The sequence below is a fragment of the Wenzhouxiangella sp. YN9 genome (genome assembly GCF_056324165.1).
The window spans coordinates 94,905-117,684 of the sequence record NZ_JBJNIP010000055.1; the positions used below are offsets into that span (position 1 = coordinate 94,905).

Annotated in this window: 19 protein-coding genes and 1 riboswitch; of the genes, 7 read left to right on the forward strand and 12 right to left on the reverse strand. The window is 63.1% G+C overall.

The window, feature by feature from the left end:
* Nucleotides 1-69: 69 nt before the first annotated feature.
* Complete coding sequence (locus ACEWQ0_RS02445; RefSeq protein WP_476484369.1) at nucleotides 70-2,655, reverse strand: ribonucleoside-diphosphate reductase subunit alpha; 2,586 nt, start codon at nucleotides 2,653-2,655, stop codon at nucleotides 70-72.
* A gap of 200 nt (nucleotides 2,656-2,855) precedes the next feature.
* Nucleotides 2,856-3,099: riboswitch (cobalamin riboswitch) on the reverse strand.
* 395 nt (nucleotides 3,100-3,494) lie between these two features.
* Here ACEWQ0_RS02445 and ACEWQ0_RS02450 point away from each other — a divergent pair.
* Nucleotides 3,495-3,935 (forward strand): DsrE family protein, encoded by a 441-nt coding sequence (locus ACEWQ0_RS02450; RefSeq protein ID WP_476484370.1) that lies wholly within the window; start codon nucleotides 3,495-3,497, stop codon nucleotides 3,933-3,935.
* Nucleotides 3,936-4,087: 152 nt separating this feature from the next.
* Here the strand turns inward: ACEWQ0_RS02450 and ACEWQ0_RS02455 are convergent, their stop codons facing one another.
* Nucleotides 4,088-4,933, reverse strand: a complete 846-nt coding sequence (locus ACEWQ0_RS02455) for an undecaprenyl-diphosphate phosphatase (RefSeq protein WP_476484371.1) — start codon at nucleotides 4,931-4,933, stop codon at nucleotides 4,088-4,090.
* Nucleotides 4,930-6,816: an LTA synthase family protein gene (locus ACEWQ0_RS02460; RefSeq protein ID WP_476484372.1), complete on the reverse strand. Its 1,887-nt coding sequence runs from the start codon at nucleotides 6,814-6,816 to the stop codon at nucleotides 4,930-4,932. The genes ACEWQ0_RS02455 and ACEWQ0_RS02460 overlap by 4 nt, the downstream gene beginning before the upstream one ends.
* Between ACEWQ0_RS02460 and ACEWQ0_RS02465 the strand changes: the two genes are divergently transcribed.
* A complete protein-coding gene (locus ACEWQ0_RS02465; protein ID WP_476484373.1) occupies nucleotides 6,815-7,540 on the forward strand; it encodes a DUF1499 domain-containing protein in 726 nt (241 codons plus the stop codon). The two genes, ACEWQ0_RS02460 and ACEWQ0_RS02465, sit on opposite strands and share 2 nt — an antisense overlap.
* A 19-nt stretch (nucleotides 7,541-7,559) precedes the next feature.
* Here the strand turns inward: ACEWQ0_RS02465 and ACEWQ0_RS02470 are convergent, their stop codons facing one another.
* A complete protein-coding gene (locus tag ACEWQ0_RS02470) occupies nucleotides 7,560-7,973 on the reverse strand; it encodes a PH domain-containing protein (protein ID WP_476483649.1) in 414 nt (137 codons plus the stop codon).
* A 319-nt stretch (nucleotides 7,974-8,292) separates the two neighbouring features.
* Here ACEWQ0_RS02470 and ACEWQ0_RS02475 point away from each other — a divergent pair, with 319 nt between their 5' ends.
* On the forward strand, nucleotides 8,293-9,489 hold the full coding sequence (locus ACEWQ0_RS02475) for an RtcB family protein (RefSeq protein WP_476483648.1): 1,197 nt from the start codon (nucleotides 8,293-8,295) through the stop codon (nucleotides 9,487-9,489).
* 13 nt (nucleotides 9,490-9,502) lie between these two features.
* Complete coding sequence (locus ACEWQ0_RS02480) at nucleotides 9,503-9,949, forward strand: YkgJ family cysteine cluster protein (RefSeq protein ID WP_476483647.1); 447 nt, start codon at nucleotides 9,503-9,505, stop codon at nucleotides 9,947-9,949.
* A gap of 19 nt (nucleotides 9,950-9,968) precedes the next feature.
* Here the strand turns inward: ACEWQ0_RS02480 and queG are convergent, their stop codons facing one another.
* Entirely contained in the window at nucleotides 9,969-11,051 is a 1,083-nt protein-coding gene (queG, locus tag ACEWQ0_RS02485; protein WP_476484374.1) for a tRNA epoxyqueuosine(34) reductase QueG, read from the reverse strand.
* On the opposite strand from queG, the gene ACEWQ0_RS02490 reads away from it, so the two are divergent.
* The 3 genes from ACEWQ0_RS02490 to ACEWQ0_RS02500 all read left to right on the forward strand — a co-directional run bounded on the left by ACEWQ0_RS02490 (nucleotide 11,043) and on the right by ACEWQ0_RS02500 (nucleotide 14,564).
* Nucleotides 11,043-12,524, forward strand: coding sequence for an NAD(P)H-hydrate dehydratase (locus tag ACEWQ0_RS02490; protein WP_476484375.1), 1,482 nt, complete (start codon nucleotides 11,043-11,045; stop codon nucleotides 12,522-12,524). The genes queG and ACEWQ0_RS02490 overlap by 9 nt on opposite strands.
* Nucleotides 12,521-12,979 (forward strand): tRNA (adenosine(37)-N6)-threonylcarbamoyltransferase complex ATPase subunit type 1 TsaE, encoded by a 459-nt coding sequence (tsaE, locus tag ACEWQ0_RS02495; protein ID WP_476484376.1) that lies wholly within the window; start codon nucleotides 12,521-12,523, stop codon nucleotides 12,977-12,979. Before ACEWQ0_RS02490 ends, tsaE begins: the two co-directional genes overlap by 4 nt.
* An 82-nt stretch (nucleotides 12,980-13,061) precedes the next feature.
* Nucleotides 13,062-14,564, forward strand: a complete 1,503-nt coding sequence (locus ACEWQ0_RS02500; RefSeq protein ID WP_476484377.1) for an aminotransferase class III-fold pyridoxal phosphate-dependent enzyme — start codon at nucleotides 13,062-13,064, stop codon at nucleotides 14,562-14,564.
* Between the two features lie 23 nt (nucleotides 14,565-14,587).
* Here the strand turns inward: ACEWQ0_RS02500 and ACEWQ0_RS02505 are convergent, their stop codons facing one another.
* The 7 genes from ACEWQ0_RS02505 to ACEWQ0_RS02535 all read right to left on the reverse strand — a co-directional run bounded on the left by ACEWQ0_RS02505 (nucleotide 14,588) and on the right by ACEWQ0_RS02535 (nucleotide 22,625).
* Nucleotides 14,588-14,758: a hypothetical protein gene (locus ACEWQ0_RS02505; protein ID WP_476484378.1), complete on the reverse strand. Its 171-nt coding sequence runs from the start codon at nucleotides 14,756-14,758 to the stop codon at nucleotides 14,588-14,590.
* Nucleotides 14,759-14,838: 80 nt separating this feature from the next.
* Nucleotides 14,839-15,567 (reverse strand): phosphate signaling complex protein PhoU, encoded by a 729-nt coding sequence (gene phoU / locus ACEWQ0_RS02510; RefSeq protein ID WP_476484379.1) that lies wholly within the window; start codon nucleotides 15,565-15,567, stop codon nucleotides 14,839-14,841.
* 46 nt (nucleotides 15,568-15,613) lie between these two features.
* The gene (gene pstB, locus ACEWQ0_RS02515; protein WP_476484380.1) at nucleotides 15,614-16,450 is read right to left on the reverse strand and encodes a phosphate ABC transporter ATP-binding protein PstB; all 837 of its coding nucleotides are present in this window, start codon (nucleotides 16,448-16,450) and stop codon (nucleotides 15,614-15,616) included.
* A gap of 42 nt (nucleotides 16,451-16,492) precedes the next feature.
* Entirely contained in the window at nucleotides 16,493-18,160 is a 1,668-nt protein-coding gene (gene pstA, locus ACEWQ0_RS02520) for a phosphate ABC transporter permease PstA (RefSeq protein ID WP_476484381.1), read from the reverse strand.
* A 10-nt stretch (nucleotides 18,161-18,170) separates the two neighbouring features.
* Nucleotides 18,171-20,411: an ABC transporter permease subunit gene (locus tag ACEWQ0_RS02525; protein ID WP_476484389.1), complete on the reverse strand. Its 2,241-nt coding sequence runs from the start codon at nucleotides 20,409-20,411 to the stop codon at nucleotides 18,171-18,173.
* Nucleotides 20,412-20,575: 164 nt separating this feature from the next.
* Nucleotides 20,576-21,547 (reverse strand): PstS family phosphate ABC transporter substrate-binding protein, encoded by a 972-nt coding sequence (locus tag ACEWQ0_RS02530; protein ID WP_476484382.1) that lies wholly within the window; start codon nucleotides 21,545-21,547, stop codon nucleotides 20,576-20,578.
* A gap of 70 nt (nucleotides 21,548-21,617) precedes the next feature.
* Complete coding sequence (locus ACEWQ0_RS02535; RefSeq protein ID WP_476484383.1) at nucleotides 21,618-22,625, reverse strand: porin; 1,008 nt, start codon at nucleotides 22,623-22,625, stop codon at nucleotides 21,618-21,620.
* Nucleotides 22,626-22,780: the final 155 nt, after the last annotated feature.

Genomic DNA, 22,780 nt, shown 5'->3' on the forward strand with positions numbered 1-22,780 from the left:
CTTGATGTGACCTGATCGGCTTCGCCGAGCAGGAAAAAATACGAACAAACAACAAGCGCGGCACTGCCGTTACAGCGTGCAGCTGTCACAACCGTTTGTGTCTTCGGCATCGGTCATGCTGCCGGCGTTGGCAATGGACTTGTCGGAGGCCACGTTCGAGTTGTAGTAGTAGCGCGTCTTCAGGCCATACTTGAACATCGCCAGATAGTGCGAGAGCAATTCGCTGCTGCTGACCTTGCTGTCGTCGGCAATCCGCCGCCACAAGTCGGCCGAGATGGCCTGATCGGTAAACTTCTGAAACACGGCATAAGCCTTGATCATGTCGATCTCGGCAATATCCCAGGCCGATTGATAAGCCACCTGCGGGTCGTCGCTGTCCGGTGCCGCCCAGCGCACCGTCACGCTGCCGTCGGTCTTGCCGAGTACCACATCACGCACCGGGTAGATCGAGTTGGGCTGGCCCAGCGCTTTGGAAGACGATTCACCCGGCATGAAAGCCACCAGGCAGGAGTGACCAATGCCGCCGTTGGCGACCACCTCGGCGCGCAGGGCTTCCCAGTCGTAGCAGTATTCGAAATCACCCAGCTCATCGACATTGCGATTGTAGGTATCGATCGGCAGCCAGCCGTCGGGCCATTTCGTCTTGTGTATCCAGCGCGGCTTGCCGCGCTCCCGAGCCAGGCGAAGCGAAGCACGAATGGCGTGGTACATGTGTCGCTCGGCGATGTGGTGCAGCTCCTCGCGGCCGCGACGAGTGTCGAATTGCAGTCTCCTGCGCGCCATGTGCGCCGCCACGCCCATCAAACCCACACCGGCGTTCATCCGCGCGCGGGCGGTCACGCCGACATGAGGCAAAACGTAGTCGGCATGATCGATACAGTAGTCGATCATCTTGAGCGTCAGATACATCGCCTCCTGATAGGCCTCGTCATCGCCGTCGGGCAAGTTGTCCAGCGCAATGGCGCCCAGCGAACACAGAGCCACCTCGGGCTCCGGGTAGCTTTCAAGCACGCCAGCCACCTTGATGCCGGCACATTCGGCACGACTGCCACGGCGCTTGCCCGCCAGCTGATCCCCGGCCTCGAGCTCTCCGGCAAACACCCTGCGTCCACAAGACAGCCTCAGTTCCTGATTGAAGTTGAAATAATGCGCGCCGCCGTGCTCGTCGGCCACGGTGATACGCCCGACCTCTTCACTGCTGTAGAGGTCGCGCATGTCCTGATAAGGGCGGTTGGGCTCACAGATCTCCAGACACAGGTTGCTTGAATGAATCGGCTCCTTGAACGGCGTATGGCGATTGATCTCGTCGATGTTGACCAGATACGCCACGCCGGTTTCAAGCGCCTCGTTGAGCGCGGTCAGAACCAGATCACGCGGGCTGAACCATTGTTTTTCGAATGACTCATCCCGCTCCAGACGGGCATACTCGCGGGCAAAGCCCTTGGCATCACCGCTGAAGAACAGCTCGGTCAGCGTGGGTGCATTGTGCACGTTGAAGGAAAACGCGCGCTCATTGCGCGCCGCCCGGGCGGCAAACAGGCGGTTGGTGACCAGCGCATAATGCAGATCGCGATTCTTGCGGTCTTCGGTGCTGCGCGGATTGCGCAAATGAGCAATCACCTCGGCCTCGGGATCAAAGCCCGAGTAATAGGTCGTGCAGGCGCCGCCGCGACCGGCCTGCATATTGGCGCGAATGGCCTTGCCCATCGCGGCAAAGTACGGCAGCTTGCCCATGTGCTCAATGGCCCCGCCACGCACCGGGTCGCCCTTGCTGCGGGTAATGATGTGGCTGCCGATCCCGGCCGAAGCCGCCGTCATGCGATAGGCAATGTGGTCGCCGATGGCAAGCGACTGTTCGGTATCACCGCTGACATAAAGGCAGCATGACGCGAAACCGCGCAGACGCGTTCCAAGGTTGACATAGTTGGGCGTGGGCGCGGAGATCAGCTTGCGGTAAAAGGCGCGATAATAGCGCTCGACCAGCGCCATGCGCTCTTCGGCAGGCGCATGCTCGGCCAGAGCCATGGCCATGCGCATGTACACAAACTGCTGGGTTTCATATTCCTGACCGGTAATACGATTTTGCAAACTGTATTTGCGGCGCAGGTAGTGCAGCGAAAAGTGCGGTGTCTCATAGTCGCGCTTGTGATCGATCCATGTATTGGCCAGCGCGTACTCTTCCCCATCATAGGCCAGCGGCTTCATGATGCCATCCTCGACCATGCGTTCGTGCAGCGCGGCCAGAGTCGGGATGCGTGAGCCATGAATGGTCTTGTGCAGATGCGATGCATACAAGCGCCCGGCCATCAGGTACCACGACCAGGTGTCGTGATCGAGGCAGCTGCGGATGAGCTTTTCCTGCAGCTCGGCGCTGGGCGCGGTTTCCGGCATGGCGCTGACGGCGTCAATGACCGCAGCCGACCAGTCGACTTGCCGGCCGATATTGGCCGCTGCCCACTGCCCCCAACCGTTGACCTTGCCGGGAATATAGGGCTCGACGCGACCATCACGCTTGATGATGTTTTTCAGCCCGCTGTGATGATGCTCGCCCGCCTTGCCGTCATGCGTATGCGCTTTATCGCTGGCGCAGGAGGCACGGGTGGAAGAAGAGCGCTCAGCCGTCTCCGGCTGCGCTGAGAGTTCGGAATAATCCATGATTTGACTCCGTTTGCGGCGCGCAGGAACGTTCAGTTCACTGACGCTGCGGCACATTCTCCTGCTCCCTCGCGCAGGACCTGTGGGCAACACCGCTTTCGGAGAACGTCGCTTCGGGGCAGGCCGCAACCCGGCGCCATGGAGTCCCCGCGCAACACGCCTCCCCGCGGAAGCGGTTACCCGCGCCGGGCGAGCTTGCAATTGCACCCGACGTGCCGGCAGGTCTTCGGACTTGCGAACGCGGTGCCCTGATCATGCTGATCGATGGAGCCACCTACTCTGCAGCGCTTCCCGGACAATCTGCGGCCCAGTGCTGATGCTGCATTTCGTTTTCGCTTACCGCTGCGGGGCAGTTCCGGACTTGCACCGGATTCCCTATTAAACCCTCGGGCGGTGGTGAACCTTTCCGCACCGCCGTCGAGTACCAGCATGGCACAAGATAATGGGGAACAGACGCACTGTCAACACAACATGTTGCGCATCAGGGAATTCGATCGTTTGCCCGAAAAACAGTCGATGATCACCCTGAAGGGGGCTTGCCGAGAAGGCATGAGCCAGCGCTGTCAGCGATAAATGACCGATCCATTGGATACCCAGTCGACAACGCTGTATCATGATAATCTAATATTCCTGTATTACCCGTGCCCCTCAAGCGCGACGGCAGGCAAGCCCTTATTTGCAGCGCACGTGCACACGGCCCGCACGGTCGTCCCCCACTCAAGGAGACCTCACCATGTCCAATGAAAGGGGAAACAGCCAGTAGCGGCTACGGCTGCACCGACTGGTGTTTTTTCACCAGGGCGCTCTGAACCACCCTCAACCCCAAGGAGAACAACGCGATGATGAACATGCTCAAGACAGTAGTGGCGGCAGCCATGGTTTTCGCCGCCTCGATCGGCGCCCACGCAGCCGATTCACAGAAGGTCGATGAAGTGCTGGTCATCGTGACCAGCGAATCCTTGCAAACCCAGGGCATGGCGATGGTGCTGTCCAGCACGATGGCTCAGCAAGGCGCCAAGGTGAACATCCTGCTGTGTGACACCGCCGGTGATCTGGCGCTGCAGCAATATGACGCGCCCGCGCTCCGGCCAAACAACGTCACCCCGGGCCAGATGATGCGCGGGCTGCTGCAGCAAGGGGCCACTGCCAACGTCTGTGCGCTGTATCTGCCCCACAGCGACTACAGCAAGGAAGACCTGATCGACGGTGTGGGCGTGGCCACGCCACTGGACATGGCCGCGCAGATGCTGGACCCGGGCATCCGCGTTTTCAGCTTCTGAGCCATCCCGGCCAGACACTCGCGTGGCGGCGCTTTCAACGCCGAAGCCGGTGGTCATCAACCCGGCAGGAATGTCATTCCCATTCCTGCCGGGTTGATTTCTGCGCAGAGGCGCGCCCGCGCCCGGCGCCAGCCCAGCACAGTCGTAATCGGTTACAGCAACACCAGCCCGAGCAGCACCAGCCCGAGCACAACGCGGTAGGCAACAAACGGCTGCATGCCGATGCGGCGAATGAACGCCAGGAAATAGTGGATGCAGAGGAAGGTGCTCACCGCCGAGACGACAAAACCGAGCAGCAGCAGCGCCCACGGTGCAGAAAGCTCGGCGACCGACAGATCGCGCAGCCCCAGCACGGTGGCGCCGGTGATCACCGGGATCGACAGCAGGAAGGAAAAGCGGGCCGCGGCTTCGCGCGTCAGGCCCAGAAACAACGCCGCGGTGATGGTGATACCCGAGCGCGAGGTTCCGGGAATCAGCGCCAGCACCTGGGCAAACCCGATGATGAGCACGCCCTTCAAACCCAGCTGATGCTCATCGTGCTCACGCCGCCCGCGCAGATCGGCCCAGCCCAGCACCAGGCCGAAGACGACCAGCGATGCGGCCATGATCCAGATCGCGCGCAACTCTTCTTCGGCCAGATCCTTGAGCAAGAAGCCGAAGACCACGGCCGGCAGGGTACCGATGATGAGCCACCAGGCCAGGCGGGAATCACGATCACCACCGCCCCCGGCCAGCGACCCGAACCAGGAGCGCGCCATGGCCACGAGTTCTCGCCGGAAGTACACCACCACGGCGAGCAGCGACCCGGCATGCAGGATGATGTCGAAGTCCAGGCCCTGATAAGCACCGCCGGTGACCCAGGAATACAGCACCAGATGCGCCTGGCTGGAGACGGGAAGAAATTCGGTCAGGCCCTGGATGAGGGCAATCAGCAACGTCTGCAGCCAGCCGAGCGTGTCCGCCTGCGCCGCCTCGATCGCCTGCGCCAGCGGGGTCATGGCTTTTGCGGCCGGCGGCGCTGCAGACCGCGAAGACGCTCGACGGCGATCACGTTGAGCAATTGCTCCCGACGCTGCCGCGACAGACCGTTGCTCTCGACGAAACGCGTGTCGTCACCGTCTAGCCTGACCTGCCCTGCGCCATCGTCGCAGAACACATCGACGATGCCGCGCGGCGTGCCGCGCAGATGGAAGGCGCAGCCAGGCGGCGCGTCGCTGTTTTCGAACAACGCCGTCTGCACACCGTCGAGGCAGACCTCGCCGTACAGGCGCTGTTGAAACCCGGGCACCAGATCGGCCTGGCCATGGACCCGATCGACTACCGACGGACCCGCCCACTCCCGATCGACAACAATGAGGGGGATCAGTGAAGCGGCTGCCCGGCCGAAGTTCTCGTGTTCGGCCTGGCTGATCGGCGTCATGCTGCGGTGGTCGCCCAGAATGACCAGCACGCCGCTGTCGAAATAGCCGCGTGTTTCGAGCTGGTCATGAAACCAGCCGGCCCAGTGGTCAGCATAGCGGAAGGTGCCTTCCATGTCGTAGGCGCCGGTATCGGGATTGATGAAAGGCTGGTGACTGCTGACCGTCTCCAGTACCAGCATATAAGGCTCATCCTGATCCCGCTGTTCCATCCACTGCAGGGCGCGCCGATAGAGAGCCTCGTCGGCGGCCGCGTGAAAAGAGACCTTGGGCCAGTCACGGTAGAAGGGGTGCTGGTTACCCTCGATGTATTGGAAGCCGGCATCATCCAGCCATTCACCCCACTGGAGGAAGTTCAACGGGCTGGTGCTCAGAAAAGCCGTATGGTGACCGGCTCGCAAGAAAATTCTCACCAAACCATCCTCGATTCCCCACGCATTGGTGAAGCCCGCCGAGTCGAACAGATGCTGAAAGGGGGCCCACAGCCGTACTCCGCCGAGCGTGTTGATCAATCCTTCAACAGTGCTGAAACCGCCCGCATGCATGTGGGTGAATCGAACGCTGTTTGCAGCTACGGCATCGAGCGCAGGCGTCCAATCCAGGTGGCCACCGAACAGCTTGCTTTGATAGTTCGACAGCGACTCGACGAGCAGGATTATGACGTTTCGCCGGTCGATCGGGGCGTCGACGCAGCGCGTCGGAAAATGCTCCTCATAGGCGGCCATATGCTGCGTTGCTTCCGCCGGGCTATAGCGTACCGACTCGCTGGTGTGACTATTGGCCTGCAGAAAATTGGCATAGATCCAACTATTGACGAAATCAGGCTCGTCGGTGAGCGCCGCCGTCGAGGACGCCAGCGCGGCGATAGCCACCACGATCCATGCCACTCGCGGCGCTTTTGGTCGCGGAAGCAGCGCCGGGATAACAGCCAGGAGCACCAGAACCAAGACAACTACAGCACTCGCCAATGGCCCTCCGGCCCAAGACGAGAACTGCTCGAAGATCAAGTAGGCGTTGAGACCATAGATGGCCACATCGGCCAGGAACAGACGTATGCCGAATGCATGCAGAATATAAACGTCGGCAACGTAGGCCAGGAACAGGATCCCCAGCGCCAGACTTGCCACCAGCGAAATCAGTCGCCATGGCGACAGGATCACCACAAGCAGCAAGCCGCAGGCTATGACCAGAATCCATAGATCCTGCAAGAGTGCCGGCATGAAGAAACAGCCTTCGCAGGCCAGCGCCTGACCGTAATGATTTTCCACCACCCAGGCCCGGAAGGCGAACAACGCGCCGAACAACAGCAGCACCAGCAGCGGCCAGCCCGAAAACACAAGCCGGTAAAGTCGTTTGAGAGCCTCAGACACGAAGATCCGTTCTCGCTTTGACAATGGCCCGTATGATAGCTTGCATAACGAGCTTACTGATGGTTTCGCCCATCCAGGCGAGGGGTTCGACATGCACCGATTAGTTCAACTGATTCTCCTGGTCGCTATCGTGGCCGCTACTGCACTACTTCTGGCCGGGCCGGGCACGCGCCTGGGGCTGTGGGATTTCCGCCTTGGCTTTACCCTGATGCGCTGGGCCGTGTACGGCGGCGTGGCCGCCGCGGCGCTGGCGATCGCGCTGCTGCTGATTCCGACCACGCGCCGCGGCGGAGCGGCGGGTCTGGTCGCCGCGCTGGTCGTTGGCCTGGCCACCGCCGGCATCCCCTGGAGTCTGGCGCAAAGCGCGGGCTCGGTGCCGAAGATTCACGACATCACCACCGACACCGCCGACCCGCCCGAGTTCGTCGCCATTGCGCCGCTGCGAGCCGATGCACCCAACCCGCCCGAGTACGCCGGCGAACAGACGGCGCGCAAGCAGCGCGAGGCCTATCCCGACATTCAGACGCTCAAGATCGACGCCTGGCCGGCCATCGCCTTCGAGCACGCCCTGGCGGTTGCCCGGGCGCAGGGCTGGGAAATCGTCGCGGCCGACGAGGCCCAGGGCCGCATCGAAGCGACCGCCACGACCTTCTGGTTCGGCTTCAAGGACGACGTGGTCATTCGCATCCGCGGCGCGGACGGCGGCAGCGCCGTCGACGTGCGCTCGAAGTCGCGCGTGGGCCTGAGCGATACCGGCACCAACGCCGCGCGCATCCGCGACTACTTCGACGAGCTGCTCGCGCACCTGCAGTCCTGAGCCTTCAAGCAGCGCGTGATCAACGCGCCTGGCGGCGAAGGCTCTCGAGCTCGCGCACGAATGCGTCGCGATCGCGCGGCGAGATCAGCACGACCTGATCCTTGCCGTAGTCGATCCGCAGCCTTTTCAGCGACAGCGCCGGGCTGGCCACCGGATTGTTGGTGGATTTGATGGCGCGAATGTCGGCCAGCGCGATCGTCCACTTGAACGGGCCGCTGCGAATCAGCAGCCGCTCGGGTTCCATGGTGTAACGGGTGCCGAGCAGCACCCAGAGCGTCAGCGCCAGAGCAGCGACCACGATCAGGCTCTGCAGCCGGACCATCGGCCCCCCGCTCATCAGCGTCATGCCGGCGATATAGGCCAGGACCGCCACGCCGCCGGCCAGCGCCGCCAGCAGCCAGGCATCGATTTTCGACTTGTAGACTCTTCGCATCGGCAGCTGACCTGCAGGCTCTTGACGGTAAACGCCTGAATCATAACCGATCCGATTACCACCCCACTGCCCAGGCAATCGCCGCCGCCGGGCGCCGGAAAACGCGGCGCCGACTGGCCCGGTCGGGGGCGTTCATGCTAGTGTATATATGTACAACAAAGTGACTCGCGCCGGCTTTGCGGCCGTTGTGCATATTTCCGATAACTGCGTGATTGCCGCCGCGGCCCCGGCCCCGACGGTCGCTTGCCTGCGCCCGCAAGACCGGCGTGACCCGCACAGGCATCACCCAAGGATCGGCATCAGAAGGAAGGTTGCATTCATGACTGTTCAGACTCAGCCAACGACGGGGCCCTGGCCCATTCGCAGCTGGGCAAAGGATCTCGACCCGGCTGCCCGGCAGCAGCTCGAGAACGCGGCGCAGCTGCCGATCATTCATCGCCACGTTGCCGCCATGGCCGATGCCCATCTGGGCATGGGCTCGACCGTGGGCTCGGTGCTGGCCACCCGCGAAGCCATCATTCCCGCCGCCGTCGGAGTGGACATCGGCTGCGGCATGATGGCGCTGCAGCTGTCCTTGCGGGCCGAAGACCTTGACGAGCGCATGCTCAAGCGCGTGTTCGGCCAGATCTCGCGCGACGTGCCGGTGGGCTTTGCCCAGCACGAGAGCGAGCGCGCGCGGGTGAACGCGGCCAAACGCTTCAAGCCCGGTCTCGAGCGCGTGCTGGCCAAGCACCCCGACGTGATGAAGCGCATGGGCAAACGCTCGAGCTGGGTCCAGCAGATGGGCACGCTCGGCGGCGGTAACCACTTCATCGAAGTGTGCCTGGACGAATCCGGACAGGTCTGGGTGATGCTGCACTCGGGCAGCCGTGGCATCGGCAACGCCATCGGCACCTACTTCATCGAAAAGGCGCGCGAGGACATGATGCGCCTCAACACTCAGCTGCCCGACCGCAACCTGGCCTACCTGCGCGAAGGCACCGAGCACTTCGACGACTACGTCGAAGCCGTCGAGTGGGCGCAGAGCTATGCCCGCCAGAACCGCGAAGAGATGATGCAACTGGTGCTCGAAGGCCTGCGTCGTCATCTGCCGCCGTTCACCATCACCAAGAACGCCGTCAACTGCCACCATAACTACGTGACCCGCGAGCAGCATTTCGGCGACCAGGTGTGGGTGACCCGCAAGGGCGCGATTCGCGCCGGCCGCGGCGAGCTGGGCATCGTGCCCGGCAGCATGGGCACGCGCAGCTACATCGTGCGCGGCCTGGGCAATCCCGACAGCTTCGAATCCAGCGCCCACGGCGCCGGGCGGCGCATGAGCCGCACCCAGGCCAGAAAGCGCTACACCGCCGACGATCTGAGAAAGCAGACCGAAGGCGTGATCAGCCGCAAGGACAAGGGCGTTGTCGACGAGATTCCGGCGGCCTACAAGGACATCGACGAGGTCATGGAAAACCAGAAGGACCTGACCGAAGTCGTCCACGTCCTGCGCCAGATCGTCAACGTCAAGGGCTGATGGGTTCTGAAACATGCGAGAAAGATTCTGGGAGCACTTCTCCTTGGGTGAGCTCAACCGGAAAGAATGGGAAGCCCTGTGCGACGGCTGCGGCCAGTGCTGCCTGATGCGCGAGAAGGGCAACACCGAAGTCACCGTCTACGGCGTGGCCTGCCCGCTGCTGGACATGGACACGGTGCGCTGCAGCGACTATGAAAACCGGCAGGAGAAGATGCCGCACTGCCATCAGCTCAGCGCCTCCAACGTGCCCCGCTACCACTGGCTGCCCGATACCTGCGCCTATCGCCGCCTGCATTTCGGACAGCCGCTGCCGGCGTGGCACCCGCTGCTGACCGGCAGTCGTGAGCGCATGCGCAAGAAGGGCATCAAGGTCAACCGCTACAGCCTGCCGGCCAGTGCGGTACCGCGGCGACACATGCGCCGGCACGTGATTGCGCGCATCCCGATCCGGGTCGAGTAATCGCCAGGTCCGCGGCGCCCTACCCGGCCTGATGCCGGGCCAGCGCCCACTGCACGTGCTCGCGCACGATCTCCGAAGGATGGGTCAGGCGCGCGCGCAGGGCTTCGACAACCTCGGGCGTGGTCGGTGCGTTGCCCAGGGCCACGGCCAGATTGCGCAGCCAGCCCTCGTGGCCGGTGCGGCGAATGGCGTTGCCCTCGGTGCGCGCAAGAAAAGTAGCCTCGTCCCAGCCGAACAGCTCGACGAGATCGCCGGCGTCCAGGTCCTTGCGCGGCGTGAAGTCGTCTTCTTCACTGAACTGCGCGTAGCGGTTCCAGGGGCACACCATCTGGCAGTCGTCGCAGCCGAACACGCGGTTGCCCATCAGCGGCCGCAGCTCTTCGGGAATCGAGCCCTTGAGCTCGATGGTCAGATAGGAAATGCAGCGACGCGCGTCGAGCTGATACGGCGCCGTGATTGCCTGGGTGGGGCACACGTCGATGCAACGCCGGCAGCTGCCGCAGTGCTGGCTGACCGGCTCGTCCGGCGGCAGCTCCAGGTCGGTAAAGATTTCGCCCAGAAAGAACCAGGAGCCCGCATGACGGCTCAGGACGAGAGTGTGCTTGCCGATCCAGCCCAGCCCGGCCTTTTCCGCCAGCGGCTTTTCCATTATCGGCGCCGAGTCGGTGAACACGCGATGACCGAACGGACCGATCTCGGCCTCGATGCGCTCGGCCAGCTTCTTGAGCCGCTTGCGGATGAGCTTGTGGTAATCGCGGCCCAGCGCATAGCGCGACACCACCGCGCGCTCGGGCTCGTCGAGCAGCTCGGCGACCGGACGCGCTGTCTCGGGCAGATAGTCCATGCGGGTGACGATGACCGAACGCGTGCCGGGGTGCAGCAGCGCCGGGCGGCTTCGCTTGCGCCCGTGGGCGGCCATCCAGGCCATCTCGCCGTGGCGCCCTTCCGCCAACCAGGCATCCAGGTCCTCTTCGTAACCCGACAGATCAGTGTCGGTCACGCCGACCGCCGAGAAGCCCAGCTCGCGACCCCACTGGCGAATGCGCTCGACCAGCGCGGCAGGGTCCCCGCCGCTTTGCCTATAATCGCGATCATGACTCATGGGCAACATTATCCCACCGTGCCGCTCTACCGTGGCGCCACGGTCGGCGAACTCGACCGCCTGGCCATCGCCGAGCACGGCATCGATGGTTACGAGCTGATGCGCCGGGCCGGACGACGCGCCTTCGAGATCCTGTGCGCCCGCTGGCCCGAAGCCCGGGCGCTGACCATCTGCTGCGGCGGCGGCAACAACGGCGGCGACGGCTACGTCATGGCCCGACTGGCGCGCGAGGCCGGCCTGTCGGTTCAGCTGATCGCCATGAAACCAGCCGATGAGCTTGCCGGCAGCGCCGCAAAGGCCGCACGCGACTGGCTGGCCCTCGAGGGCGGCATCGCAGCCCCCGGAGAGCGCCTGCGCGGCGACGTCATCGTCGACGCCCTGCTGGGAACCGGCCTGGACCGGCCGGTACGCGATGACTACGCCCGGCTGATCGAGCACATCAACGACGCCGGCCGCCCGGTGCTGGCCATTGACGTGCCGTCGGGCCTGAGCGCGGATACCGGCGTGCCGCTGGGCCACTGTGTACAGGCCGATGCAACCGTGACATTCATCGGCCGAAAACGCGGGCTGCACACCGGCCAGGCCGGCCGATTCTGCGGCGACGTGCTGTTCGATGCGCTCGACACGCCGGCGGCAATCCACAACGCCGTCGCGCCCGAGGCCACCCTGCTGGATGCGTCACGGCTGCGTTACTGCCTGCGGCCGCGAGCGGCCGACGCGCACAAGGGCATGCTCGGGCGGGTGCTGATAGCCGGCGGCAACCACGGCATGGCCGGCGCGCCGGTGCTGGCCGGCCGTGCGGCGCTGCGCAGCGGCAGCGGCCTGGTCACGCTTGCCACCCGCGCCGACCACGCCACCCTCGCCCCGAGCCTCCAGCCCGAACTGATGAGCCACGGCGTCGAGACGCTCGAAGACTTCGAGCAACTGGTCGAGCGCGCCGACGTGCTGGCGCTCGGGCCGGGTCTGGGACAGGACGAGTGGGCGCGCGCGCTGTGGCGGCGCGCGGCGGAACATGACAGACCTCTGGTAGTCGATGCCGACGCGCTCAACCTGCTGGCGGCCGAACCGCGGCGGCGCGAGAACTGGATTCTCACCCCACATCCGGGCGAAGCCGCGCGGCTGCTCGAATCCGACGTCGCCAGCATCCAGGCCGACCGCTTCGCCGCTGCCACGACGCTGGCCGAGCGCTTTGACGCGGTCGTGATTCTAAAGGGCCACGGCAGCCTCGTCACCGGCCCCGGATCGCCGGCCGCCGTGTGTCCGTACGGCAACCCCGCCATGGCTTCGGCCGGCATGGGCGACGCATTGACCGGCATCGTCGCCTCGCTGCTTGGCCAGGGACTCACGCCTTTTGATTCCGCCTGCTGCGGCGTGCTTGCCCATGCCCTGGCCGGTGACCGTGCGGCCCGAACAACCCGGCAGATACTCGCCGGAGATCTGATCGACGAACTCGCCCGGGTGCTGCCGGCGTGATTGACGCGATCACCTTCAAGCCGGCTGACGAGGCGGGCACCCTGGCGCTGGGCGCCGAGCTGGCCGAGTTGTTCGCCGGCGGCGGCATCGTCTACCTGTCCGGCGATCTGGGCGCCGGCAAGACCACCCTGGTGCGCGGGCTGCTGCGTTCGCTGGGCTTTTCAGGCCGGGTCAAGAGCCCCAGCTACGGGCTGATCGAAAGCTACACGATCGGCGGCCGGAACATCCACCATCTCGATCTCTACCGCCTCGGCCACGGCGAAGAGATCGAATACCTCGGGCTGGAAGATCTGCTGACCGAAGGCAGCCTGCTGCTGGTCGAATGGCCCGAGCGTGGCCGGGGCTGGCTGCCGGCTGCCGACTGGCGCATCCGCATCGACGATCGGGCCGGCGGCGGGCGCGTCATCCGGATCGCGCGCGCCCGCCCGGGCAGCGGCGAGCCCGAGCCTGACTGAAAAGGCTTTCGCGGCCCCGCCTTGTTACAATAGACAGTTTGACCCGCTGCGACACCAGCCCACATTCTCGAAGGAGACGCGCGTGAGCATCATCAACAAACTCGACACCCTGCGCCAGCTCGGCGGCAAGCCGCTGACCACCGGCCTGACCGACGACGTCATCGAACGATTCGCCAACAGCGACCCCCGACTTGGACAGGCGGTCGACGACGCTTTGGGTGTGCTCGAATGCTGGCGCGAAGCCTACCCCGATCTGATCGGCATCGACGAGGCGGCGCAGAAAGAAGCCCTGCAATCGGGCTACGTCAACTTCTACGCCGACGACTGCGTCAATCCCTACGTGGCGCTGGCTGCGCGCGGGCCCTGGATCGTCACCGCCAAGGGTGCGCTGCTGCACGATTCAGGCGGCTACGGCATGCTCGGCCTGGGCCATGCGCCCGAAGCCGTGCTTGCGGCCATGAACCAGCCGCACGTGATGGCCAACATCATGACGCCGAACTTCTCGCACCAGCGCTTTTTCGATGAACTGAGCGCCGAGATCGGTCATCGCCGCGACAACGGCTGCCCGTTCCACCGCTTTCTGTGCATGAACTCCGGCTCCGAGGCGGTCAGCGTGGCCACCCGTATCTCTGATGTCAACGCCAAGCAGATGACCGACCCGGATGGCCCCAAACCCGGCTTCAAACTGCACAGGCTTTCGCTTACCGGCAGTTTCCACGGCCGCACCGACCAGCCGGCGCGCTTCTCCGACTCCACGCGCAAGACCTACATTCAGCATCTGGCGTCCTATCGCGACGAAGACACGCTGGTTACCGTCGAGCCCAACAACATCGAGCAGCTCAGGCAGGTTTTCGACTGGGCCGAAAAGAACAAGGTCTTCATCGAGGCCATGTTCATGGAGCCGGTGATGGGCGAAGGCAATCCGGGCATGGCCATCACGCCCGAGTTTTACGCCGAGACGCGGCGCCTGACCGCCGAACACGGCACCCTGCTGCTGATGGATTCCATCCAGGCCGGCCTGCGCAGCCAGGGCGTGCTGTCGATCGTCGACTACCCCGGCTTCGAAGGCCTGGAAGCGCCCGATCTGGAAACCTATTCCAAGGCCCTCAACGCCGGCCAGTACCCGCTGTCGGTCCTGGCCATGAACGAAAAGGCCGCCGGCCTGTATCGAAAAGGAGTTTACGGCAACACCATGACCGCCAACCCACGCGCGCTCGACGTCGGCACGGCGGTTCTGCGCGAGATCACGCCCGAGCTGCGCGAGAACATCGTTGCCCGCGGGCAGGAGTTTCTGGAGAAATTCGGCAGGCTGGCCGCGGAGCTCGACGGGCGCATCACGCGCGTCCAGGGTACCGGCCTGCTGTTTTCGGTCGAACTCGACAACAGCCGCTACAAGGCCTTCGGCGAAGACTCCACCGAGGAATACCTGCGGATGCACGGGATCAACGTGATCCACGGCGGCGCCAACGCCCTGCGCTACACGCCGCCTTTCGGCATCACCTCGGCCGAGGTCGACATGATTGTCGAGGCCACCCGCGACGCACTGCTCAACGGCCCCATTCGTCAGTCCGAAAAAGCGGCCTGACAGGGGTTGGAACAGGACCGGGCTCAACCCAGGAGCCCGGTCAGCACCGTCAACCCGGCAGCAAGCGCCACGGCCAGACTGGCCAGAGCCACGAGTTCACCGGCCACCATGCCCAGTTGCCGGACATGCTGGCGGAATGATTCGCGACGATGGACCCGGGGACGGGCCTGTTGAACTCTCAAAGCGACCTGCATGGCTGTACTCCATCACTTGAACGTGATGCCAGTTCAGCACGGGGGCTTCTCAAAAGCTGAGAATGGCTGCCGGAGTGGTCCTAATGCGAATCGCGATCTTCGCCGAGCTCCCGTTCCATCTCAGCCAGCGAGGCATGACGCAGATCCTTGCCTTCGACCAGGTAAACGATGTACTCGCCGATGTTCTTGGCATGGTCACCGATGCGCTCTATTGAGCGCGCCACCCAGATGGCGTCGATGATGCGACGCGTATTGCGCGGCTCTTCGGCAAGGTAGGTGTGGTACTGGCGCAAGGCCGCTTCGTAATCGGCATCGACCTTGTCGTCTTCGCGCACCAGGTGGATTGCCACTGCAGGTGCCAATCGCACGAAGCCGTCGAGAGCGTCATGGAGCATGCCGCGCACGGTCAGGCCCATGATCTCGAGCTCGCGATAGTTGTTGCGCGGGCGATCGACCTCGGTCAGACGAATGGCCATGCGCGCGATTTTTTCAGCCTCGTCACCGATGCGCTCGAGATCATTGATGGTCTTGATGATCGCAACGACCAGCCGCAGGTCGCTGGCGGTCGGCTGGCGCCTGGCCAGAATCATGATACAGCGCTCATCAATGGCTTTCTCCATGTCGTTGACACGATCATCGGCCTGGACAACCTTCTGCGCCAGCCCGGAATCGCCCGCGACCAGCGCCCGGGTAGCATCGCTGATCATCTCTTCGGCAAGACCGCCCATGTTCATCACCATCTGGCGCAACGCCTCGAGTTCCTCGTTGAACTGGCGCGAGATATGTTTGTCGAGATGCAGCTTGTCCATGATTATCTGTCCTTTGAAAGCTGATTGCCCGAAGAATCTGGATAGCTCAGCCGTAGCGACCCGTTATGTAGTCTTCCGTGGCCTTGCGGCGCGGGTTGGTAAACAGCCGCGAGGTGTCGTCGAACTCGATCAGCTCGCCCAGATACATGTAAGCGGTAAAGTCCGATACACGTGCTGCCTGCTGCATGTTGTGGGTCACAATGACAATGGTATACCGCTGCTTGAGCTCGATGATCAACTCCTCGACCCTGGCCGTCGAAATCGGATCGAGCGCCGAGCAGGGTTCGTCGAGCAGGACCACCTCCGGCTCGATGGCAATCGCCCGGGCAATCACAAGGCGCTGCTGCTGTCCGCCCGACAGACCGAACGCGTTGTCGTTCAGTCGATCCTTAACCTCGTCCCAGAGGGCGGCTGATCGCAGTGCGTTTTCGACCACTTCCATCAGCTTGCGGCGATCGTTGACCCCCTGGAGACGAAGACCGTAGGCGACGTTCTCGAAGATCGATTTGGGGAAAGGATTGGGCTTCTGAAACACCATGCCCACGCGCCGACGGTGCTCGGCGACATCGACGTCGCGGTGGTGAATATCCTGTCCGTCGATCAGGATCTCGCCCTCGATGCGGCAGATATCGATCAGGTCGTTCATCCGGTTGAAGCAGCGCAGCAGGGTTGATTTGCCGCAACCGCTGGGTCCGATGAAGGCGGTCACCCGGTTGCGCGGAATGCGCAGGTCGACGTTCTTCAGCGCCTGGTCCGCGCCATAGTAAAGGTTGAGAGCGCGCGTTTCGATACAGATATCCTCGCGCTCGATGTTGAGTTCCCGGCGATTCTTTTTCATGGAAACGCCGGCTGCAACCTGTAGTGCGTGTTGATTGTCTTGCATTATCTCTTGTGCTCTTTGCGTCTTTGCGATTTGTTCATCATCTCAATCGCTCTCGGAACGGTACTTTTCGCGCAAGCGATTACGCATAGCGATCGCCGTCAGGTTCAAAATCAGGATCAGCACCACCAGGGTCAAAGCCGTGGCGTAGACCAGCGGTCGGGCCGCCTCCACGTTGGGGCTCTGGAAACCGACGTCGTAGATATGGAAACCCAGGTGCATGATCTTGCGCTCGAGGTGTATGTAGGGGAACTCGCCGTCTATCGGCAAGCTGGGCGCAAGCTTGACCACACCAACGAGCATCAACGGCGCAACCTCGCCGGCCGCGCGCGCGACCGCCAGAATCAGTCCGGTCATCATGGCCGGGGCCGAAAGCGGCACGACCACCTTCCACAAGGTCTCCCACTTGGTGGCGCCCAGGGCCAGCGAACCCTCGCGAACGGAGCGCGGAATCCGGGCCAGTCCCTCTTCGGTGGACACGATCACCACTGGCAGCGTCAGCAGGGCCAGCGTCAGCGAGGCCCAGAACAGTCCCGGCGTGCCGAAGGTAGGCGCAGGTAACCGCTCCGGGAAGAACATCTCGTCGATGCTGCCGCCCAGCATGTAGACGAAAAAGCCCAGCCCGAATACACCGAAGACGATCGACGGCACGCCGGCCAGGTTGTAGACCGACACGCGAATCACTCGCAGGATCGGACCCTGCCTGGCGTATTCGCGCAAATAGATAGCGGCCAGCACGCCGAAGGGCGTAACCAGAACGGACATGATCAGCACCATGGTGACCGTACCGAAGATAGCCGGAAAGATACCCCCCTCGGTATTGGCCTCGCGCGGATAGCCGGTAACGAAATCGGTGATGCGGTGCCAGTAAAAGCCGAGCTTTCCAGCCAGGTTCAGCGAGTTGTTCCTGGAGGCCATCACGATCCGGTCAAGTTCGATCGCCTGTTCCGGACCGTTCGCGGTGCGCGCGTACAGCACATCGCGCTCAGCGCGTTGCTGGAGTTCGTTTCGTCGAGCCCGCAGATCGGCATATTCCTCTTCGAGCGCGGTTCGGCGCGCCGCCAGATCGGCCATGGCGGCTTCGCGTTCCGCTCCGACCACGCCGCGGTGATCCAGGCCGCGCGTCTCAAGACGGATTGCCTCGAGCTTGCTGTTGATCCGGCCGATTTCGTGGCGCTCGATGCGCTCTACGCGTGCATGCAGTTCGTTGGCCCGCTGGATGCGAGTCTGCAGTTCGCTCCAGAGCGTTTCGCCGCTGGCGACCGTCTGTCCGTTCTCCTCCAGCCGCAGCGGGTAGCCGTAAAAGTTGCCCCATTCACGCCGCTCGATCATCATCGCGTCATCCGGGTACCGGAACTCATCCAGCGTGGGCTTAAGATGCCAGACGAAGTCACGCCCGGTCAGGTCGCGGTTGCCCACCTTGAACAAATACCGCGAAATGACCAGGGTGCCTTCTTCGATGAACTCGCCGGCCCCGGGCACCCGGTCGGCCGGCAGCGTCTCGCTTTCGACCCTCTCGCCCAGAATCACCGATTGGCTGCCGTCGACAGTCGTTACGGTCGTCTCGACCAGCGGCGCCGGCCAGAAGTGCCCGAATCCGCGCACGGCGATCAGCAGCAGCAGGCCGACCACCATGATCACCGAGATGCTCAACGCACCGCCGATCATCCAGATCCACGGATCACCAGACCTGAACCACGCCCTGAGCTTCATGCCTGAGACCTCACAGATTGCTATAGCGCGCGCGCAGTCGCTGGCGCACGATCTCGGCGATGGTATTGACGATGAAAGTCATGGCGAACAGCACGAGACCGGCCATGAACAGAATGCGAAAGTGCGTCGAGTTGACCGCGGTCTCCGGCAGCTCCACCGCGATGTTTGCCGACAGGGTACGCATGCCCTCGAAAATGTTGAAATTCATCACGGGACTGTTGCCGGTGGCCATAAGCACGATCATGGTTTCGCCGACGGCGCGGCCGAACCCAATCATCACCGCCGAGAAGATGCCCGGGCTGGCAGTCAGCAGAACCACGCGCGTGACGGTTTGCCAGGGCGTGGCACCCAACGCCAGCGAACCCTGAGTGAGGTGCCCGGGCACAGTGAAGACTGCATCTTCGGCGATCGAGAAGATCGTGGGGATGACGGCAAAGCCCATGGCGATACCCACCACCAACGCGTTGCGCTGATCGTAAGTAATGCCCATATCGGTAAACCACTGCCGCATCGAGCCATCGAAAAACCAGACCTCGATGATCGGGGACAGCTCGACCAGCCCCCACACGAGCAGGCAGATGACCGGCACCAGGATCGCGGCTTCCCAACCGCCCGGAATCCGGTTGCGAAAGCCCCTGGGCAACTGCGCCCAGCCCCAGGCGAAGAGCAGGAAGGCGAGTGGAAGCCCCGCCAGCACGGTAAAGACAACCGGAATATGATTCTCGAGAAACGGCGCCAGCCATAGCCCGGCCAGGAAACCCAGGATGACGGTCGGCAGTGCTTCCATCACCTCGATAGTCGGCTTGACCAGGCCGCGCAGCTTCGGTGACATGAAGTAAGCGGTGTAGATGGCACCCGCGATGGCGAGCGGCATCGCAAACAGCATGGCGAAGAAGGCCGCCTTGAGCGTTCCCACCGTCAGCGGAGTCATCGAGTACTTGGGCTCGAAGCTGTCACTTCCCGAGGAGGCCTGCCAGACGTACTCCGGATTCGAGCGCCCTTCGTACCAGACCTTGCCCCAGAGCGCCTTCAGCGACGCTTCCGGATGCTCGTTCCACAAGTCCAGCTCGGTGAGCTGACCGGTATCGTCCTCGACGATGATGCGATTGTTGACCGGGGAGATACCGACAGCGACCAGAGGCTGCTTGGAAACCCGCTTGAGCAGCAGGGTTCTCGCCGAGGTGCCGTAGTGAATGCCCAGATGGCCGCTGCTGTCCACGGCCGCGAAGCCCTTGCGGGCATATTCAGGCTGAATCGCCGTGATCGCGCCCGGGTGCGGATCGAAATCACGCACCCGGGCCAGGTGGAAGACGTTGTCGCCGGCATCCTCGTTTTCGTCGCGGACCAGAAACCACTGCGACAGGCGGCCGGCCGAGGTGCCGGCGACGATCGAAAAAGTACCGTTGAGGTACTGGAGGCTCGTGATCTGTTCATCATCGTCGGCCATGTGTCGCCGGTCGCGCACGACGGCCTCGCCGGGCCGGGCAATGTCCCAGTAGACAAGGTAGCCGTCGACATCGGCGCCGATCAGGTTCCAGAGGTTAGCGCTGAGCTGAAGATGTGTAACTGGTTCTGGTGACGCCGGCAGCTCGTAGGCCTGGCGGCGCACCTCACGCTCGCCGGTCAGAAAACCCGTACTCACGCGATAGCGTACGAATACCGTTCGTCCATCATCTGTCTGGGCAGCTACGCCGGTATCGTCACGGGACTTCTGCACGGCAATGGCGGAGAGCGCCGCGCCGGCATCATCGACCACGACAGGCTCGGACCCGACCGGAAACTCCGGCGCGGGCACGACTTCGCGTACGCCCGCCTCCGGAAACTGCAATTCGAAGCCGTGATTGACGATGATGGCCGTGCCGTCGCTCAAACCGAAAGCGATCTGTCGCGCCCGCGGCTCACCGTTGCCGACGCTGGTCACGGTCACGCCCTCCGGCACAGCCAGCCCGACCCGGCGAATCACTTCGCCGTCACCGAGACGAAAGTAGACCAGCTCGCCGTCCCGGCTGTAGCGCATGCCGATCTCGCCGTAGCGCTCCAGTGAAAGATAGGCCGGCTCGGATGCCCCCGAGCCGTCCACCACGTAGCTGGCCTGGGTATCGACGGACGCGCCCTTGAGCAACGGGAAAACCTCGCTGAACAGGTAGACGAAGATCAGGGCCAGAGCGATAACCACGCCGCCACCGCCGGCGCGAACCAGCCAGCGTGCGCCGCCGTCGGCCAGGTAACGGCGACGACGTCGTCGCGCCATGACATCCGCGTCGGGCAGGAAGCTCTGGCGGCGCTCGGCTGTTTGGGCGTTGCTGCTCATCCCGTCACTCTTTTTGCTGGATCAGGCCGGACTCCGGCACTGGATCAAAGGGCCCCGGAAGCAACCCCGGGGCCGTAAGCGATCGAATCATCCGCGCGAACGGTTCAGATACCGAGTTCTGCGCGGATGCGGGCGGCCGCGGACGCAGGCAATGGAATATAACCGTCGCGCACGACGACTTCCTGACCCTGGCGCGACAGAACCAGCCGAAAGAACTCGCGCTCGAGCGGGGGCAGCTCGCGGTTCGGGTTCTTGTTGACGTAGACCATCAGGAGCCGCGACAGCGGGTAGCGACCGTTGGCGCCGTTCTCCGCCGTCGGGGCAATGCACTGGTCGCTGCCGACATCGGTAAGCTCGATGGCCTTCACGCCCGAGGTGTTGTAGCCGATGCCGGAGTAGCCGATGCCATTGAGCGATTCGGTCACGCCCTGCACCACCGAAGCCGAGCCCGGCTGTTCATTGATCGACGGTTTGTAGTCGCCGCCGCACAGCGCATTGTCCTTGAAGAAGCCGTAGGTGCCGGACACGGCGTTGCGGCTGTAGAGCGTGACGTCCCTGTTGGACCAGTCGCCTTTCAGGCCAAGCTGACCCCAGCGGTCGATGTTATCCGGCGCGCCGCAGCGACGGCCGACGGAAAAGACTGCGTCGACCTGCTCCATGGTCATGCATTTGATCGGGTTGTCCTTATTGACGTAGACGGCGAGCACGTCGATGGCCGTGCCGACCGCGGTCGGAGGATATCCGTGCTTCTCCTCGAAAGCCTGGATTTCGGAAGAGCGCATCGGGCGACTCATCGGCCCGAAGTTGGCGGTGCCCTGGGTCAGGGCCGGCGGCGCGGTCGAGGAGCCGGCACCCTGGATCTGGATATTGACGTTGGGATAGTAATCCTGAAAGGCCTCGGCCCACAGCGTCATGAGGTTGTTGAGCGTGTCCGATCCGACCGACGACAGGTTACCGGAGACGCCGGAAACGGGCTCGTACTCGGGCAAGGCCGGGTCAACCTCGATCTGGGCGAATGCCGTCCCGGCGACCAGCAGGCCGGCGCAGGAAACGGTAGAAAGAAACGATCTGATCATCTGATTTCTCCTTGCACTGAGTGCAGTTTATGAATGAAGTATGACAATTTGATTAAACTGATCGGGCTGTTCAAAAATCGAATCTCAGGCCCAGTGACAGGCCCGACGCCTTGTCACCGGGACTACCCGGCGTGCGGGTGGTTCGACCCTGATTCCATGGGGTCAGATTGGCGTTGTCTTCGTTCGAGACGATGGCGTAATTGGCGTAGACTCGTAGCTGACTTCCCAGATGATGCTCCACGCCTGCCGCCAGCATGTCGGAATCAGCAGCGGCCAGATCGGCCGAACGAACCAGGTAGTGAGCCTTGAATGCAGTCTTGTCGGTCAGCTTGTAGCTAGCGCCCAGACCATAGAGGTCGCTGTCGAAGGCCTCGACGTCATGATCGGCTGTCTGATAGAAGCCGACTAGATTGGCCTTGCCTATCGTGTAGCCAGCGGCCAGACGAATGGCATCACGCCCTCCGCGGCTGCGATTTTTTTCGAATTTTTCATAAGCCACAGCAATGTCGAAATTGCCCTCTTTCCAGGTCGCCGATGCGCTGTAGGCACCGTCACTGCCGTCATCGTCTGCATCATCCCCCTCATGCAAAGAATAGGCGAGGTTGAATTGCAGGCCGCTGAGGGCCGGAGTCTGGTAATGAATGGTATTGGGTGCACGCTCGTCGAAGCGGGCATCGCCGACACGGGTCAGATTCCGCATGTCACCGACCTGATCTCCAAAAAGATTGGCCGGGCCGCGGGCCCGCTTGAACGGCGTGTCGAACTTGCCCGCGCGCAACATGCCGAAATCGCCGCGAAGACCGACATAGGTATCACGACTGGCCCAACTGGATCCGCTGTTGCTGTAATCAATCTCCTGCTCGATCTGCATGACCGCGGTCACGCCGTCGAACTCGCGCTGGGCGCGAAAACCGAGGCGTGAGGAATTGCTCGCCATATTGATCTTCGAATAGTCCGCGCCATCGTCGAGATAATCCACCGATACGTGGGCTCGACCATAAATGGTGACCTCTTCATCTGCCACGGCGACTGCCGGCAGGGCGGCCGCGATGGCCAGAGGTAGCAAGGTTTTTCTCATCACTGTTGTCTCCGCATTTCATCAAGGCAGTCATTTGGTCTGAAGGTACCGACCAACCGATGTACGGGCTGGCCGAGCCATTTGCCCAACAGGGACACAGGCAATGTGATCCCTTTCGACGAGACTCATGCTAGGCAGGTTTGATGGCGCCTCAA